General features: G+C 37.8%; 15 protein-coding genes. 5 read left to right on the forward strand and 10 right to left on the reverse strand.

The features are described from left to right. Together IQ247_RS26095 and IQ247_RS26100 are read left to right on the forward strand one after the other, a co-directional pair. The coding region (locus tag IQ247_RS26095; RefSeq protein ID WP_228060047.1) for a DUF5682 family protein at positions 1-1421 on the forward strand (1421 nt) is incomplete at its 5' end. Positions 1422-1657: 236 nt separating this feature from the next. Next, a complete protein-coding gene (locus IQ247_RS26100; protein ID WP_228060048.1) occupies positions 1658-2074 on the forward strand; it encodes a transposase in 417 nt (138 codons plus the stop codon). Here the strand turns inward: IQ247_RS26100 and IQ247_RS26105 are convergent. The 10 genes from IQ247_RS26105 to IQ247_RS26145 form a co-directional block, all read right to left on the reverse strand. After that, positions 2048-4279, reverse strand: coding sequence for a COG1470 family protein (locus IQ247_RS26105; RefSeq protein WP_193924431.1), 2232 nt, complete (start codon positions 4277-4279; stop codon positions 2048-2050). The genes IQ247_RS26100 and IQ247_RS26105 overlap by 27 nt on opposite strands. A 16-nt stretch (positions 4280-4295) precedes the next feature. Continuing rightward, complete coding sequence (locus tag IQ247_RS26110; protein WP_228060049.1) at positions 4296-6638, reverse strand: hypothetical protein; 2343 nt, start codon at positions 6636-6638, stop codon at positions 4296-4298. Positions 6639-6674: 36 nt separating this feature from the next. After that, a complete protein-coding gene (locus IQ247_RS26115; RefSeq protein WP_193924433.1) occupies positions 6675-8117 on the reverse strand; it encodes an FHA domain-containing protein in 1443 nt (480 codons plus the stop codon). After that, the gene (locus tag IQ247_RS33450; RefSeq protein WP_322745578.1) at positions 8114-8314 is read right to left on the reverse strand and encodes a DUF6760 family protein; all 201 of its coding nucleotides are present in this window, start codon (positions 8312-8314) and stop codon (positions 8114-8116) included. The genes IQ247_RS26115 and IQ247_RS33450 overlap by 4 nt, the downstream gene beginning before the upstream one ends. After that, on the reverse strand, positions 8260-8637 hold the full coding sequence (locus tag IQ247_RS26120; RefSeq protein WP_193924435.1) for a phage tail assembly protein: 378 nt from the start codon (positions 8635-8637) through the stop codon (positions 8260-8262). Before IQ247_RS26120 ends, IQ247_RS33450 begins: the two co-directional genes overlap by 55 nt. Positions 8638-8644: 7 nt before the next feature. Next, positions 8645-8980, reverse strand: coding sequence for a hypothetical protein (locus IQ247_RS26125; RefSeq protein WP_193924437.1), 336 nt, complete (start codon positions 8978-8980; stop codon positions 8645-8647). Positions 8981-9008: 28 nt separating this feature from the next. Further along, positions 9009-9488 carry a phage tail protein gene (locus tag IQ247_RS26130; RefSeq protein WP_193924438.1) on the reverse strand — a complete coding sequence of 160 codons (480 nt, stop codon included), beginning with the start codon at positions 9486-9488 and terminating at the stop codon, positions 9009-9011. An 83-nt stretch (positions 9489-9571) separates the two neighbouring features. Further along, positions 9572-10027: a contractile injection system inner tube protein gene (locus tag IQ247_RS26135; RefSeq protein ID WP_193924439.1), complete on the reverse strand. Its 456-nt coding sequence runs from the start codon at positions 10025-10027 to the stop codon at positions 9572-9574. A gap of 132 nt (positions 10028-10159) precedes the next feature. Beyond that, entirely contained in the window at positions 10160-11815 is a 1656-nt protein-coding gene (locus IQ247_RS26140) for a phage tail sheath family protein (RefSeq protein ID WP_193924441.1), read from the reverse strand. Positions 11816-11843: 28 nt separating this feature from the next. Beyond that, positions 11844-12680 (reverse strand): Pvc16 family protein, encoded by an 837-nt coding sequence (locus IQ247_RS26145; RefSeq protein ID WP_193924443.1) that lies wholly within the window; start codon positions 12678-12680, stop codon positions 11844-11846. Between the two features lie 396 nt (positions 12681-13076). Between IQ247_RS26145 and IQ247_RS26150 the strand changes: the two genes are divergently transcribed. The 3 genes from IQ247_RS26150 to IQ247_RS26160 are packed head-to-tail and all read left to right on the forward strand — an operon-like array spanning position 13077 to position 17060. Then, on the forward strand, positions 13077-14177 hold the full coding sequence (locus IQ247_RS26150) for a sensor histidine kinase (protein WP_193924445.1): 1101 nt from the start codon (positions 13077-13079) through the stop codon (positions 14175-14177). A gap of 50 nt (positions 14178-14227) precedes the next feature. Further along, positions 14228-14905: a response regulator gene (locus tag IQ247_RS26155; RefSeq protein ID WP_193924447.1), complete on the forward strand. Its 678-nt coding sequence runs from the start codon at positions 14228-14230 to the stop codon at positions 14903-14905. A 7-nt stretch (positions 14906-14912) separates the two neighbouring features. Further along, positions 14913-17060, forward strand: coding sequence for a substrate-binding domain-containing protein (locus IQ247_RS26160; protein WP_193924449.1), 2148 nt, complete (start codon positions 14913-14915; stop codon positions 17058-17060). Positions 17061-17148: the final 88 nt, after the last annotated feature.

Genomic DNA, 17148 nt, shown 5'->3' on the forward strand with positions numbered 1-17148 from the left:
CCCTTGTCCCCCCATCTCCCCATCCCCCCATCTCCATCACCTGGATGACACGGGTAGCGCGTTTGTTGCGAGAACAAGATTTGGAAGCTTCTTCAGCCCAGGTTATTGAAGCTGTAAGATTAGCAGAGTCTTTAGCAGCTTTGCGAAATCTTTCCTTACCTGGTTTACCGGAGTTAAATGAAGCGACTCAAGCGGTGATGTGTTTTGGTAGTGATTTACCAATGCAGCTAATTCACGACAAGTTGATTGTTGGGGAAAATTTGGGTAAGGTGCCTTTAGGAACCCCGATGGTACCCTTGCAGCAGGATTTACAACGACAGCAAAAGCGGTTGCGAATGCCAGCGGAAACAACAGAAAAGATGTACGATTTAGATTTACGTAAAGAAAATGATTTGGCTCGTTCCCATTTACTACATCGTCTGAATCTTTTAGATATTCCTTGGGGACAATTTCAACAAACTCGTGGTAAGAAGGGTACTTTCCACGAATTTTGGTTGGTGCAATGGCATCCTGAATTTGTTTTAAATTTAATTGAAGCAGGGATTTGGGGTAATACAATAGGTGATGCTGCCAATACTAAAGCTTGTAGTCTTGCAGATAAAGCTTCCGAGTTACCAGCACTAACAACTTTGTTGGATAAAGTGATTTTATCTGATTTACCCGATGCGGTAATTTATTTAATGTCGCGGTTGCAAAATGCTGCGGCTTTAACCAGCGATGTCACTCATTTAATGAATGCATTGCCACCGCTGGCTAACATAATGCGGTATGGTAACGTGCGTCAAACCGACACTGCAATGATATCCCACGTAGTTGATGGTTTGGTAGCGCGAATTTGCATCAATTTACCGGCTGCTTGCGCTTCCTTGGATGACGATGCAGCAACGGCGATGTATGAGAATGTGAACAAGGTGAATAATGCAATTAATCTATTACAGAATCAAGAATATATCACCACTTGGCGACAAGTTTTATTGCAGATTGCAGATAATTCTAATGTACACGGTTTAATTTCTGGGCGTTGCTGTCGGTTATTACTGGATGCAAGAGTCTTGGATACAACTGAAGTAGCACGGAGAATGGGACTGGCTTTATCTAGCGCTACAGAACCATATACAGCTGCTATGTGGATAGAAGGATTTTTGAAAGGTAGTGGTTTATTGTTGTTACACGACGATAAACTTTGGCAAGTTTTAGATAATTGGGTATGTACCTTAAGTGAGGATTTGTTTTTAGTTTTGTTACCTTTATTACGTCGTACTTTCGCGACTTTTTCCGCACCGGAACGCCGAGAAATTGGTGAAAGAGTCAAGAATGGGGTAGATGGAAATGTGTCAAATGTTGGTAATTATGGTAGCGATATTAACGAAGAGAATGCTGTTTTGGTATTGCCGATTGTGAAACAGTTTTTAGGAGTTTGAAGAATTATTTTTTTAATTTATTAGTGAGCAAGATATGATTTATTTATTAGTGAGCAAGATGTGATTTATTTATTAGCGAGCAAGATGCTCGCATTACGATTTAATTTATTTAAAATTTGATAAATTAACGAGCAAGATATGATTTATTTATTAGCGAGCAAGATGCTCGCACTACCATTGGAAGCAATGTTATAAAAAATCAATAATATGCAGACCAATGATTAAGATATATAATAATGATTTTTAAAAAACAGGTACCAAAGTTAGAGAAACCAGAAGGTAAATATTTTATTACTTTTGTTACTTATGAACGACTAGAACTAAGTTTAGAAGCTCGACAAATCGTGTTAGATGCTTGTAAATTTTTTCATCAAAAAAAATATAAACTATGTACTGCCGTGATAATGCCAGATCACGTACATTTTATTATTCAACCTTTTATTAAATCAGAAACTGAATACTGGTCAATTGGAAGTATTTTACACAGTATTAAAAGCTACAGTTCTAAACAAATTCCCAAAGTGATGTTACATACAGGAAAAGTTTGGCAAGATGGCAGATACGAAGAAATGATACAAAACCCCGATGATTTGAACGAATGCTATACCAATTTTCGTTTAGTAAACTTAAAATGGTTTTTTATTTATGGGTGACGGGATAGGAGTATCTTTAAAAGGAGTGGGAGTAGGAGTAGGTTTCTCTTCAACACTAACTGCAATAACTTTTTGTTGAGTTTTGCCAGATATATCGGTTACTTCCAGAATAATTGGAGATAGAAAATCTTTAATTACTTTAAGTTCTAATTGTCCCACTTTTGTAACTTCACGACCGTAAGGACGTAGTTTAACTTGAATGTCTTCACCTTCTACTTTCCAAGTTAATATCGCTTGATCTCCTTCATTCAAAACTTGATTAAGTTGTTCGCTACCGTTAATTTTAAAAAAGACAATATTAAATGGTTTCGCAATCACTTCAATGTTGTCAACTTTTTTAGTACTTACCCGACCATTAACGTTTTTAGTATAAGCTGTTAGTTCATAACTAAAATTTCCCACAGTCGTCGCAGGTAAGGGAATAGTACATTTAATTTGCTTACCTTGCTCTTGACATTTATCTTTGATTGTTGGGTTATCAAAAGTTATCGGCTTTCCAACTGGATTTTTATCATCAAGCTTAGTAATAATTTCTATTTTATCAAGTAACTCTGGACGCTGAACTGACCAACTTAAAACTATATCTTCACCTTTTTGATATTTGGCTTTATCTGTTTTAAAATCCGCAATTTCCGCGATTGGTTTTTCTTGAATTTCTACATCAGTAGTATCAGTTGCGGATTGAATCTGAGAAGACAGCCACATTCTTTTACGAGGTAAAGCTGTCATTTCAAAAACATATTTACCTTTAGCTGTGATTCCAGTTTTAAAGTTTTCACAAATCAATTCTCCTTGAGATGTGTTTCGACAAGGAGGATTCTTTCCTTTTATTATCGGACTATTAATAATATCAGTCTCATTTAATAACGGCTGCTTACTCGCTGGCTGTTTAGTTCTAATTACTAAGCTTTTTAACTGTTGATAACGAGAAATTTTCCAGTTTAAAAGAACTTGATTTCCTTCAATAATTGTCGGGTCTTCAACACTAAAACTTTCTATTTTGAAGGGGTCAGGATTTAAAAGTCTCCAAATCAAAAAGGCAGCAGTTGCTGCTAATCCCAATCCTAATAATATTAATAGTAAAAACTGCCACCAAGGGCGTGCTTTCCAGAGTAAAACACCTTGCGGTAATGTATTAGGAACAGGTAAATTTTGTTTATCTCGAACATCAATTTGAAAATTGAGAGTTGCAGGTTGTCCTATCCAACGTCGTCTCCACCAAGGTTGCGGTTTGACAGTCAGATTTGATAAAGCGCTTTTGCTGGGTAATAATTTTACTTCTGCTGGCTCAAATTGATAAATACAAATTTCTTCTTCATCTCTACTTATAGCACTAAAATACAGTTCTCGGACAAAGTTTCCTTGATTGATTATTGCTAACTGATATTTCCCAGGTTTACGGCTGACTTTACCCAAAATCGTATTCAGTTCTATACTAAGTTGATAATTGCTGGGAATCTGGATATAGACTAAATCTAATAACACTAATTCGGGATGATTCTCCGAATGTAAACGGATAGTTGGAGAGTAATTACCAGCAAGAATATTTGCAGGTGGTCGAAATTCTAATAATATTTGACCTTCAGAAATCGGATTGAGTTCGAGTGCGCTGACTTCAACTAATCCAGTTGCTTCTACTCCGGTTTCAGGATACGATATTTTGAGAAAATCTTCATCTAATTCTGCACAAGTTAAGTGAAAACGGTCTACACGAGTAGAGCGATTTTCAACTTTGACTGTCACCTGTAAAAGTCGATCGGGTTTGTAAATTAAAGGTTTGTTAGGGTTGGTAGTTGGTTGAATTAAAAAAGTTGGGTCATTTGCGCGAATTACGGTTTGTTCTTTGAGTAAAACCTTAATTTGTCCGGGAAAGTTGATCGGAGTATCTTGGGGATAATGTTCGGGAGAATCCACAACCAAAGTATAATCATAGGTTCCCGGTAGTGCATCAACAGGAATATCTAATTCAAATGTTACTTCATCGCTGCTTTCTCCTGGCGCGATCGCCAAACTTGCTCTGGGAGAATTAGACCAATTACTGATTTTTTCAAATGTCTGATCAAAAGCAAAAAATAAATCGATAACAGCGCTTTGTTGTCCTTCATTAATTACTACTACGTGTATTTCTACAGTTTCCCCTGGCATTCCATATTGAATTCCAGGAGGATTAATAATTACAAATAACGGGTTTGATCTAGTTTGCATAATCATATCAATATTGTCACTTAATGGGATGCAGTTTTACTTGAGCATCTTGTCCACCACTGATTACAAATCCTTGCTTGCTTCTCACATCAATACTGTTAATTGCTTTCTTTCTTTGGTCAATTGTTTTACCTTCTGCCCATTTAGTTTTATCAAGCGTATAATCAGGATTTAAATACCAAACAACTACCCGTCCATCATCTCCACCGCTGACTAAATAACTGCTATCGTCGCTAAATGCCAAACTACGTATAGAATTTTTCGATTTATCTTGCCACTGTGCTAATTGCGTACAATTTAAGTTACTAATATCTTGCTGAGTGCTATTAGTGGCTCGGCATTGATTTAGATCCCAAATCGTAATCAACCCCGACGAATCGGAAGTTGCAAGTATTCTACTCCTATCCCGCTGTAAGATTTCCGATCTCTTTTTACCTCTTTCCTCTGCGCTAAGAGCGTCTCTGCGGTTTTTTAATCGGTAATCTTCTGCCGGGAAGGGAGTATTTTTAGAATCAGAAACATCAGCAGCAAAAGCTAATCCCCAAATATAATCATTTTTTCCTGTGCTAAAACCAGGCTTTTCAATTGTTTGTACTGGTATTTTTAATGAGTTATTAGATAAAACTTGATTTACAGGCAATATTAAAAAACGCTTGAATTGACCAGCAACAACTAGAAATGTGTCATCGGGACTCAAAGCCAAAGCACGTATTTGAAAATCTGTTAATTTTTGTTGTTTCTTAAAATCGAAAACTTTTGGTTGTGTCTGGAATGATTCGTCAACCGAGTTTCTTGACCATACTCGCAATTTACCACTACCATGACCAGCAAATAAATTAAGTGAGTTTGAAGTGAAGGCTAAGTCAAAGATTCTATCACCCCTAGCCCCAGAACCTTGTGTATCTTGAAGTTCGCTTCTAACTTCACCTGTCGGAACTTCTATTAGCTCGATTACACCTTTATCTAAACCGACTGCAACGCGATTATTTTCATCTGGAATAAATTGTAAGACTGCAATCGGGTCTTTGACATCCGCGAGTAATCCTTGAGGTTTGTGCTGTTGGCCGCAAGTTTTTAGAGATTTCCCTTTGAATACGACTGTTGGTTCTGGTTTTAATGTATTTGTACCAATTCTCCAAAATCTCAACGTACAATCATCCGAACCACTTACAACTGATGAAGCAATACCATTTACACGAACCGAATTCACCGAAGCAAGATGCTGTATGGGTGATTGTCTCAATAACAAAGCAAGTAATATTGCTATTAGTGCGATGATGGCTAGCTGCAACCACAGAGGTATAATCGGCAAAACCTCTAATTCTAAAGTTTGAGTTGCTGGGTCAGTACTACCTAAACGCTGGTCGGATAATTCTGCTCTTGCTTCCAAAAGTAATGTTTTTCCCATCCCAACCCAAGGACGTTTTGTGCCAACTTCCAAATCAATTTTATTGGTCTGTCCTAAATCGAGATTAGCTGTTTCTGGGTACTTCCTAAATGTGCATTTTCGCCAATCTCTACCTTGAATTTGCAGGCCAATTTCTTGACGCAGGTTGCTAGTATTTTTAAATAACAATTCATATACTACCGTTTTAGATTTCCAATCAGGCAACCATCTACCTTTTTGAGAAAGTGTTTGTTGGTGCTGCTCTGTACTAAACTTAATAAAGCCTACAGGTAATACTTCGAGATTACCTGTGGCACTTGCTGGGTAACTATTGTGACTTGTAGCCTCAATGTTAAAAGGATAATCTTGACTAGGTGCTTGACCTACAGATGGAGGTTGACATGGAAAAATTACTTCGGTATATTTGCCAGGATTGATTGATAATCGTCTTTCTGCATTCCCCATCAACCAAGACGGATCGATACCAGCAAAACGCAATGTGATATTCGCTGGCTGTTGTCCCATATTTTGCAGTCTTGCTAGTATATCTACTGTATTCCCAGGGTATACTTGAAACTGTTTTGTGGATAATTCCAAATTAATTAAATTTGGCTTTTGATCTCGCTCAATTTGCAAACGTAGCAGTAACCGACGTTCCTGTCCTAATTGAGGCGAGAATACTTTAACAGTGAGATTAATTGTACCGACAAATCCAGGTATAGGTGTGTCAAGAATAAACACTTGAAATTTAGTGCTACTGCCATCAGGTTGAGCAGCAGCAATTTCTGGTTCGAGTCTATACCATCGTCCGTCAGAATTGCGCTTTTCTCCAGCCGCTGCAATTTCTAATTGAAAATTGGCAAAGCGATCGCTATCGTTATTCACGGTCACTTCAAAAGAAACTGGAGGTTCATTCGGTCGAAAAATTAAGCTTTGAGTGGAAAGACTAGCAGCGATCGCATTATTTTTCATCTGGAGGCATTTATTAGCAAGACTTAGGTTAAAGAATCAATCTTTCATGTTCTTTAAATAATGGATCACAGCTTGGGCTGTAGGTAAATTGGTCGCGAGTAGTATTTCGTTGATGTTACAGGTTCGTAACAGTGCTTCTTCGCTTGCTTGACCGGGTTGAGGAGCTATAAAGTCTCTTAAAAAAATCACTGCGATAATTTCTTTGGAGTTAATCAGTGAATTAATCGCTTGATATCCTCCAGATGTTGCCGGGGGAATTTCTTGAGTAACGCTTAAACCCGTTTCTCTAGATAAATAATCGCTAAAAGTTTGCCATGTTCTTGTTAAACAATAAGACAAAAATTCTTCATGTTCGGCAACTAATTCTGCAAGTTGAGTTTTTTTAGTTTCGTGAGCAATCAGGATTATTTGTTTGTCTTCAAGAATCGGAGCAAGCTCAATGAAAGATTCTTCTTCGGGAATATCTGCTGTCGTGTCTTCTTCTTTTAATGCTGGAATAGAATCTGTTTGAGAAACTAATTCTTCTATTTCCGTGTGTGTATCTAATTCTAATTCTAGTTCTTCATTATTCACAGCTTCTACAATCTCGCTTTGTGCTTCTGGTGCTTCTTCTAAGTTTGAATCTGAATCTTCTTCTTGACTAATAGCTTCTAATGCATCATCTTCTTCTAAGTTTGAATCTGAATCTTCTTCTTGACTAATAGCTTCTAATGCATCATCTTCTTCTAAATTTGAATCGGAATCATCTTCTTGACTAATAGTTTCTAATGCATCTTCTTCCTCTTGTAAATCCCGTGATTGAACAACAGTATATTCAGATTCAACGCTGCTGGTATCTGAATCTATATCATTAGTATTTACATCTGGAATTTCACTGTCTTTGTACAATTCGACTGCGTTATTAGGTATAGCTATCTCCGCATTTTTAGATAAAATTTCGTCAGATTGCACAAAAGTTAAATCTTCGGAGGTATTGACAAATTCTTGTTGGTTATTCTCTTCTATAATAGGTATTTGATTAACAGGTTGAGATTCCTGCGATCGATTTACTAATTCAGGTAATGGAGTAGCAACATCAGGAACGCTGACATTTTGGTTGCTCCGAGGAGCAAACATTTCTGGTTGAATAATTCTCACTACAGTTTCTGATTGCTCAGAAAAAGATACATCTTCTTCCATCATCAAGGCAAAATCTCCGATGCGGAGAATATCGCCATTTTTTAAAATATATGAATGATTCTTATCTGCTAATTTTCCGTTAATAATTGTGCCATTTCTGCTACCAAGGTCGCTAAAATAGTAATTTCCTGAGTGAAAGAAAAATTTACCATGATGACGACTCACATCTTCGCTATCGAGAACTAGATCGGAATCGGGAGAACGACCAATTAAGTATTCTGCTCCGCGTCTAGTTGTTGAGGAAAGATCGATTTCCTCTAATTCATTTTGTGTTGGTGAATTGGAAATTTTTAGTTTCATAATATTTGGTTAATTTTATTAATTTCTGCTACCCATCGTTTACGAGTGGTGTGTTCGAGATTCAAAATATCATTTTGCGACCAATGGAAATGGTAGGCAATAAAAGCTACCTCCTCGTATAAAGTTTCTGAGGGGTAGCTTGTTACTCCCCCGCTAACTCTAACCTGACTTGATATTCGGTTTCGCAATGAGGACATTGAGTGGGGATATATGTGTTTCCTTGTTGATTAATCCGATTGTAGAATTCTCTGAGATAGGAAATATCGCGTAACACAAGTCCTTCTAACTGTTCGGAACTCACAGAGTTGAGACTACCCAATCGAGATATCACCCGCGATAGCATGACTAAAGTATCGTAAGCCGGGTTTTCTCGAACTTTGGGTTCTTGCTGTACCAAAATTTCATCGCGAGCAGTAGCTAAACGCATCACACCATGACGATGCGATCGCTGTTGTTTGTCGATCAATCCTTGGGGAAGAATAAATGAAAATTCGGTACAAAGTGTATCTTTACGAGGCATAAATAAATTACTTACTTTGATGAACAACTGCTTCTTGGGTAATATCAACAGCACCATCCAAACCATTAATCTCACGGTAAAAATATGAGAGATATTCTAAATCTTGACTAAAGAAATTTTCTACAATCGCCGGAGTTACTTCCGATATTGCCCCCAAGCATTTAATTACACGCGCCAGGATAATAATTGTGGCATAAACTGGATTAGCTTTGACGCGGGGGTCGCGCAAAGGTGCAATTTCATCGATCGCGGTAGCTAAGCGCATTATACCCTTGCGATGAAGATTGCCTTCTGGGTCAAGATACCCTTTAGGTAGTGTAAATTCAAACTCTGTTTCAAACATCGTCTGTTATTTAAACCTGCAATTTATTTCAGACAGTGACCCTTTTAAACTCTTCAAAAGCAACTTCCATTTCCTCCATTTCGATCCCGGTGCTGCGAGCGTCAACATCAGCCACTTTATAGCTAGCTGCCCAAGCACCAGCTAATTCAAATCTGGCTTGCATTTGTGCGGCTTGGTCGTAGATAGTTAAAGAAGCATTTTTGCGTTGAGTTGCCCACTTACCCTCTTGAACTGCTTGGAACCAATCCCAAAACGCCATAGATAAGGTCAGACCTCTACGCAAGATGATGTTACCGCTTTTGACATTGCCAGGTATCTTGGTTCTAACCACCAAACCTTTTTTAGCTGTCCCCCACTTATTAGCAGTGACTTCGCATATTTCTATTGCTTCCTGCGTCCGTTTAAACCCCTGGCATTCCAAGAAAATTCCATCTACAGGTTCACTGGAGTTATCTAACTTCAGTTCCAAGTAAAAGCGATGAGCGGTGAGAATTTCAAATTCAGCCATTTTTTAGGATTTATAAAGGGTAATCAGGGAGGCATCCGCTAAACACCTCCATGAAATAATGCTTTGATCGAGAAAATATGACTTTAAACTGGAACTCGTGTAATACCTTCGTGAACCAACTCTATTGTCTCAGTTGCCATATCACCTGAAGAAGCCGTTAAAGTTGGTCCTGTATATTTACAGGGGTAGCAGAATTTAATCTCCCAACGAGCTTGCATTTCTCCAGCCTGATTATAAGCGGATACAGAACCATCTTTACGCTTGTTTGTCCAATCACTTTTACCTCCCATATTTTTGTTACAGTCTTCATACCACTTGTAAAGGTCTGTGTCTGTAGTGGCAACCAGCTTGAGAGTGATGTTAGTAAATTTGGAAACTGTTGGGGTGGCTTGACGAGTAGCAACTCCTCCTTTCGATGAACCGTGAACTTCTTGGGCTGGAGTTGATTCCACACCTAAGCCGCTCACTTCTTTAATGACTTTTTGCTCAATACCTTGTGCTTCAAAATAAAATCTAGCAGCAGTTAAAAATTCAGCCATGATAAACCTCTTAATAATGTGGATAAATTGGACAAAAACACTACTATTTGACTAGCCCAAGCCGGGTAAGGGTAGGGAGTAGGATTTCTAATTTTTAATCACTCCGCAAAGTTCTCGAGCGTGGACTACTTCCTATTCGCCATCAATACCATTCCATTGACTGATGCGGAAGACGACAAACTCTGCGGGTCTTACGGGACAAACCCCAACTTCGATATACAGACGACCGAGAATCATTGTTTCTGGGGGATTCAATTCTGCGTCGCATTTAACGTAAAATGCCTGTTGGGGTGTTGCGCCAAATAAAGCACCTTCACGCCAAATTCTTTCGAGGAAATTACTGACAGTGCGTCTGACTCGCGCCCATAAATCCTCGTCGTTTGGTTCAAATACTGCCCATTGAGTACCCAATTCTAAGGATTTCTCAATGTAGCTAATCAGTCTACGAACACTGATATAACGCCATTCTGTTTTATCTGGCTCCACAAGAGTCCGCGCTCCCCAAATGCGAATACCTCGATTGGGAAATCTGCGAATACAGTTAATCCCAATCGGATTTAAAAGCTCTTGTTCGCGGAAGTTTACTTCATAATCCAAACCGAGTACACCTCTAGGTACTTCGTTCGCAGGTGCTTTGTAAACTCCACGAGTTTCATCGTTGCGTCCCCAAACACCCATCATATGACCGCAAGGAGGAACGCTGATCGGATTACCGCGATCGCGAGGATTAGCGACTTTAATCCAAGGATAATAAAGTGCAGCAAACATGGAACGACGATTAAATCTGTTCAACCATTCCACAACTTGCTGTGGTTTAGAACAGTCGGGAGGGGAATCGAGAACAACCATGCGGTTGGGTGGGTTGGGAATATCCCCATTATTCGCACCTTCGCACATACTAATCATTAATTCCATGATGCCGTGAACTTGGTCTAAGTTCATTAACTCCGACTCATAAGCACGCATCAAGTCGGGACAAGCCACCATTGTAATTTCATCAATTTCAAACAGCCCCCGTACCCCTGTACGGTCATCGCGTATACCCTCAAAATCGGCAGAAAATCTGTCGGGTGTTCTAGGAGTTATGGGTATTGCAATTTCGTACTCACCATTTCCGGGACGACGTGCTAAAGGTTGTCCTCTTTGAGAAATATCTTCAATAGTCACAAACATCGAGTTACTTAATGCTGCGATCGCATAAGTTGCGACTTGAGCATTCGGCTCCGGGTTCATCGTCAGGTTATCGTATTCTTCAAGGGTTTCATTTCCTCGACGAATTTGCACTTTGAAATATTCACCTGTATTCGGAGGAGCTTCACCCTCGGTATCAGGTAAAACACGAGGTCCACTATCGCTAATTAAAACTGCGATCGCACCAGTGGCAATTTGTTCGGGACGTATCGCTAAGCGTAGGGAAGGACGATTTCCTCGACCAGTAATCCGGAGTGAAGTAGGTTGTGTTTCGGTCGGTTGAGGGACACCTGGTAACTGGGTTCCGACACTGGTAATCCAGCAGCGACCACCACCATTCATAAAGAAACCATACACCGCAAAAGGCAAATAAGCATTAAATTCGGTAAAACCGTCAGAATTCGGACGAGCAAAATAATTTAGATATTGCGTCCAATTAGTGACGAGCATCGGCTTGAATAAATCAGCCCCACCCCGCACATCTTCGGTAAAACCGACAAATCCAGCTATTGCTGTACTCACTCCTTCTATCGGACGACTACCCCTGTCTATTTCTTCGATATAGACACCAGGAGCAAAATAGTCAAGTCTAGCCATATTTATAATCTCTAGGGATGTAAATTAATTATGCGGGAGTTAGTAAGATTTCTTTAAAGTTACAGTTTGGACTATCGACTAATACATTTACTTGTATGGGTAAATATTCCTGACAATTGAGGGACAAAATATAATTACCCAGACTCAGATTTTCAAAATAAAATAACCCTTCTTTACTACTATTAGTTGATTTTTGCGTTCCTACCACTTTAATTTCAGCCTCTATAAGTGGTTGATTTGTTAAAGCGCTCTTGACAATTCCGGCAATTACTACTTTTTTAGTCACAGTTTCAACGCTTCCATTGGCAAATTGATTTTGCATTTGAAAAATTCTTTCCCAAACCAAAGGAACTAAGTTCTTTTGCGGCTCAAATGGGATTGTCACCATCAGATACAAAGCTGGACGGAGAGGTATAGTTAAAGCACTCCACAATGAACCCGCTTCTAGTTGTGGCTCTACAGAAACTGTCATGTTCAAGTTGCCATAACCGCGCAATTCCGCAACTAGAAATTCTTCCCGCAGCGAGCGATGACGCAGTAAAACGCTGATTGCTTCGCTCATCAAATGGTATTCACCAAAGGCTGTTCGATCCCAAGTTGTCAGCAATATTGAGATATCAAACCAGGTGGGAGTCCATTTTACAGGTGCCGATCGCAAATCTTGTGTCAGTTTACGCTCTACCTGTCTGCCGGAATGCTGCATTTGTTTACTCTCGCGAATGTCGTAAACATACAAATTGAGAGTTGGTCCTACTCCTTCTTCTTTATGATTACTAGGATGGCTAAAGTCAATCTGCTCGGTACTAGAGAGTGAGGTTCCTCCAGCCAATATTTCTGCTAGGGTTTGAAGAACGTAAATGAGCATAGATTATGTTCAACTGTTGCTTAACCCCGATATACCTAGATTAACTTCACTAAACACTAAGGTTAATTAGACTTTTGTCGAGAATTTATTTAAAACATTCTTTTCAGGTGTAACGTTGTCTTTTTTGTTAAGAATGTACACAAATAAATTAATTGTTTTAATTAATACTATGACTACATCCAAGTAATATCTTAATTTACATAACAACAAGACAATTACAAGTTTTTAATAAGTATAATTGACAACTATTCATTTTAAATACTAATTACTATTACTGATTCTGCTTGAAATATCTTGTGCAAGATTCACAATTTACTGCATAAGCTAAAGTTAATTACACCAATATTATTATATAAAGCCTATGAGAAACTTTACATTTATCAAGTGAGTTAAGCAATGGTGGTAAATTTTTCTCTCGCAAAACAAGAAAACTGTCATAATGATGCATCTAGTTTAAATTATTGCGAACTGTATGCAAAACAATTAACTGATCATTATCCAGGTCATTGCATTCGTCTTGTTTATTACGAATCTGGCAATCAAAAACATCAAGAAGTAGTCAATTATAAACAAAAACCTGCTTTTTCTGCAAAATATTTAGCTTATTTGAGGTCGGAATTATGGTTAGAAGATTTTCCTCACGTTTTTGAAGTTCGCAAATTTCAACTTACGGAAATACCAGGCTATTCCTGTTATGTTTGTATTTTCGGTTATCGTAATCATCAACCGGAATATATTCAAATTGTTACCGATGAAAATTTATCGATCGATTTACAAAATCAGTTAAAAGAATCGGCGATAATTCTGAATCAATATTTACAGCTTTACTCAGAAAATGTCCACAAAAAAGCTGAAATCCAATATCTCGAACATATCCTACATAAAGCTGGTCATCAATTACGAAATTCACTAGCATTAATCGGACTTTACGCTCATAATTTACATTTGCGATCGCCAGATATTTCTAGTCAAAAACAAGCGATGGTAATTCATGAAAATATCCAAAATCTCAATAGCAAACTAACAGAAATCCTATCTTGCGGTCAAGGAGTAATTTTAAATATAGTTCCTCAAGATTTAAAAGAGATATTAGCCGAAAGTATAGAAAATATACAGCCAATTATTGAACAAAAAAAAATCAAGATCGAAGTTACCGATACATCTACAATAGTATCCCTCGATAAGTTACAAATTCAACAAGTTTTTGATAATATAATTAGTAATGCGATTCACTTTAGTCCAGATTTTGGCAAAATAACTATTAGCTGGCAAACGTTTCAAGAAGAAATTTTAATTAAGATTTCCGACCAAGGAACGGGAATACCATCTGAAGATATGCAAAAAATTTTTAATCCTTTTTATTCCCATCGTGCTGGTGGTACTGGACTGGGTTTAACAATAGCGAAAAAGATTGTTTTAGACCATCAAGGGAGCATATGGGTGCAAAATTTAGCAGAAGGAGGTGCAGCATTTTCCATAATTTTGCCGAGAAGATAGTATTAAAAGTATTTTCCTAAAAAGCTTACAGTTAATTTATTAAAAGTAACATGAACCAGCGGCAGATTTCTGTGTTATTGGTAGACGATCAAGAGCCTTTCCGTCAAGGTTTGTGTAATCTGTTAAATTTTTATAAAAATAGCAATTCATTAGCCATAGAAGTTATCGGTGAAGCAAATTGTGTAGAACAAGCGTTGAAATTAACGACTCAAAAATTACCAAGTTTAATATTACTTGATATGGAGTTAGTCGGTAGTGACGGAATTACAGCTTTAGCTCGACTTAAAGATATGAATTATAGTGGCAAGGTTTTAGTTTTGTCTGCTCATCAAGAAGATGACTATATTTTTCAAGCGATGGAAAAAGGAGCCGCAGGTTATTTATTTAAAACCTCTGTAGCAAATCAGTTATATGAAGCGATTAATACGGTAATGGAGTCCAAAATTTATTTACCTCCAGAAGCCACTAGTAGTTTTTTTCGGCGTTTTCAGGCTAATTCCGACTCTATGCAGCAAAAAAAGCATCAATTACGTTTAACACAAAGAGAGCAAGAAGTTTTATCTCTTTTAGCTCAAGGAGCTTCTAATGAAGTGATTGCCAAAAAATTATATGTGACGATCGCGACTGTTAAAGCCCATCTCACAAGTATTTTTGAAAAATTAGAAGTTACCAGTCGTACTCAAGCGGTTGTTGCTGCGATTAAATTAGGACTTGTTCAAGCTGAGTAATATTTATATGTCTTCTCTATTAACTTTTTACAAAGAATATAATTGTTCTTATAATGCACCCTTAAGTTGCGATCAACCTTTGCAAACAGCGCAACAAATAAAAGGTGCTAAGTTTTGCTTAGAATGTGGTTTTCCTGCTACTCTACCGATAGAATCGGAAATCAAAGGTAATCGGGGTAGCTATCGGGTGACTAAGTTTTTGGGTGTACGGGGTTTGGGTCGTTTATATGCGGGTGTACAATCAAAAAATCAAGAACCTGTAATTATCAAAGAATACTTGCTACCGTCGCGTTGTTTTAATCAAGATGAAGCATTAAAACGTAAAGAAACTTTTAAACGGGTAGGAGGAGTTAACTTAGCTGATGGTAGACAGCAAAACTTTCGGTTGATTCAAACTTGGGAAGCGATCGCAGATGAAAAAGGGGAGCGCTGCTATTTAATTACCAAAGATACAGAACCATCCCAGACTTTAGGTCAATACTTAATAGCTCAAGGAGCGATGAAAGCATCCCAGGTAAGGGAATTCTTGAATCAAGCTTTACAAACTCTGATATTTCTCCACACTCAAAAACTACGTTTTCCATCCAACCAAGTGCAGAAAGGTTTAGAACACGGCAATATTAGTTTGGATAGCATCTTAATTAAATTAGATAACCCACAATTTTTTTTAATTTACTTTTGCGATTTAGCAAAATGGGAAAATTTATTTATCCCAGCAAATTTTTCTCAACCTCCAGCTACAACATATCAAAATGATTTAGAATCCTTGGGATTAGTTGCTTTTTATTTATGGTTAGGACGAACAACCGATTACAATACTGGCAATAAAATTAACCCACAAGAACACGATTTATTACCAAATACTGATAATTATTTAAAGCAATTTATCTATCATTTATTAGGATTTGAGAGTCCATTCCCAGATGCTCAAACCGCTCGACAAGCACTGCTTCAACTGTCTCCAGAACAAGTTAATCAGAGCCAGCCTGGGAGTAACTTAGACTTAATAAATCAAAAGCGTTTTCCGATATATCGTGTGTTACTAGGAATACTAGTTTTATTATTACTTGGTGGCGGAATTTGGTATTATTTTTGGTGGCTTAGTAAACTCAGAGAAAACAAAGATATTGCCTGGAATCAACTCTTAACAAATTTTTCTGAAGTAAGCAATGTAACATCAGGTAAGTTTTTTTATACAAGTGAAAAAGATGGTACTTGGAGCGATATTCTCAGAGACGCACCTGTAAATAGTGATACTAGATTAAATGATTTATTGACTAAGCCAAAACCAGAGGTAGAAGCTACATTTAACTATCAAAGTATCGATATTAAAACTGATAGTAAAATTTTAATCGAAGAAGTACGCAGTGGACGAAAAGATTTTGCTATTACTAGCTTAGAAAATATCATTACTGACGATATGAGAAAAGAAGCGATCGCTTATGATGGGTTGTTAGTATTCGTGACATTAAGTAAAAATAAAAACAGCCTCCCTCAATCATTACAGGGAAAGATTAGTCTTGAACAACTGCGTAAAATTTATACAGGTGCGGTAACAAATTGGCGGCAAATAGATCCCAAACTGCCAAATCTTCCCATAGAAGCTCATGTTCCTCAAGAAGCTGAAGCAGTCGAGCAATTTAAACGATTAGTTCTCAAAAATAATCAAGATATCGCTTTATTTGAAAAAATAGCAAAATCCCAAACCGAAGATACAGGAACCACCCAAGTTGAAATGCGAGAAGCAATTAACAAAAGAGAAGAGATTGGTATCATTGGTTTTGGGATACTCAGCAAAACTTGGGATCAATGTTCCGGCTATCCTTTGGCAATAGTTGATCGAGATAGTACACCTATTCAACCTTTATTTCGTCAGGTTCAAAAACGTCGAATCGAGCCTTCAGATACCTTGTGCGATAAAGCAAATTATTTTGATGTTGATACTTTTCATTTAGATAAAACTGCTTACCCTTTAGGCTATCCTTTATATATAGTGTATCCTAGAGACAACAGCCGCGTACCTAGTGGTTTAGCTTTTGCCGAGATGTTACAGACTCGTCAAGGTCAATGTCTACTTAATAAGGTAGGTCTTGTTCCCTTACAACCTATACCTAGTAATATAGAAAATAATAATGCCTGCGAATCGGTGCCCTAATCCAACTTGCGAATATTTTAATCGCGCTTTACCCAATAATGCCAAAGTTTGTCCTTGGTGTTCCACCCCTTTGGGTAATATGATTCCC

The sequence above is a fragment of the Plectonema cf. radiosum LEGE 06105 genome (assembly GCF_015207665.1).
Taxonomy (GTDB): Bacteria; Cyanobacteriota; Cyanobacteriia; order Cyanobacteriales; family Nostocaceae; genus Rivularia; species Rivularia radiosa_A.

Coding starts and splice junctions, on each gene's coding strand:
- IQ247_RS26120 (WP_193924435.1), bottom strand. CDS start 8,637: ATGCCTCGTAAAGATACACTTTGTACCGAATTTTCATTTATTCTTCCC.
- IQ247_RS26125 (WP_193924437.1), bottom strand. CDS start 8,980: ATGTTTGAAACAGAGTTTGAATTTACACTACCTAAAGGGTATCTTGAC.
- IQ247_RS26100 (WP_228060048.1), top strand. CDS start 1,658: ATGATTTTTAAAAAACAGGTACCAAAGTTAGAGAAACCAGAAGGTAAA.
- IQ247_RS26135 (WP_193924439.1), bottom strand. CDS start 10,027: ATGGCTGAATTTTTAACTGCTGCTAGATTTTATTTTGAAGCACAAGGT.
- IQ247_RS26150 (WP_193924445.1), top strand. CDS start 13,077: ATGGTGGTAAATTTTTCTCTCGCAAAACAAGAAAACTGTCATAATGAT.
- IQ247_RS33450 (WP_322745578.1), bottom strand. CDS start 8,314: ATGTCCTCATTGCGAAACCGAATATCAAGTCAGGTTAGAGTTAGCGGG.
- IQ247_RS26105 (WP_193924431.1), bottom strand. CDS start 4,279: ATGCAAACTAGATCAAACCCGTTATTTGTAATTATTAATCCTCCTGGA.
- IQ247_RS26160 (WP_193924449.1), top strand. CDS start 14,913: ATGTCTTCTCTATTAACTTTTTACAAAGAATATAATTGTTCTTATAAT.
- IQ247_RS26145 (WP_193924443.1), bottom strand. CDS start 12,680: ATGCTCATTTACGTTCTTCAAACCCTAGCAGAAATATTGGCTGGAGGA.
- IQ247_RS26110 (WP_228060049.1), bottom strand. CDS start 6,638: ATGAAAAATAATGCGATCGCTGCTAGTCTTTCCACTCAAAGCTTAATT.
- IQ247_RS26130 (WP_193924438.1), bottom strand. CDS start 9,488: ATGGCTGAATTTGAAATTCTCACCGCTCATCGCTTTTACTTGGAACTG.
- IQ247_RS26155 (WP_193924447.1), top strand. CDS start 14,228: ATGAACCAGCGGCAGATTTCTGTGTTATTGGTAGACGATCAAGAGCCT.
- IQ247_RS26115 (WP_193924433.1), bottom strand. CDS start 8,117: ATGAAACTAAAAATTTCCAATTCACCAACACAAAATGAATTAGAGGAA.
- IQ247_RS26140 (WP_193924441.1), bottom strand. CDS start 11,815: ATGGCTAGACTTGACTATTTTGCTCCTGGTGTCTATATCGAAGAAATA.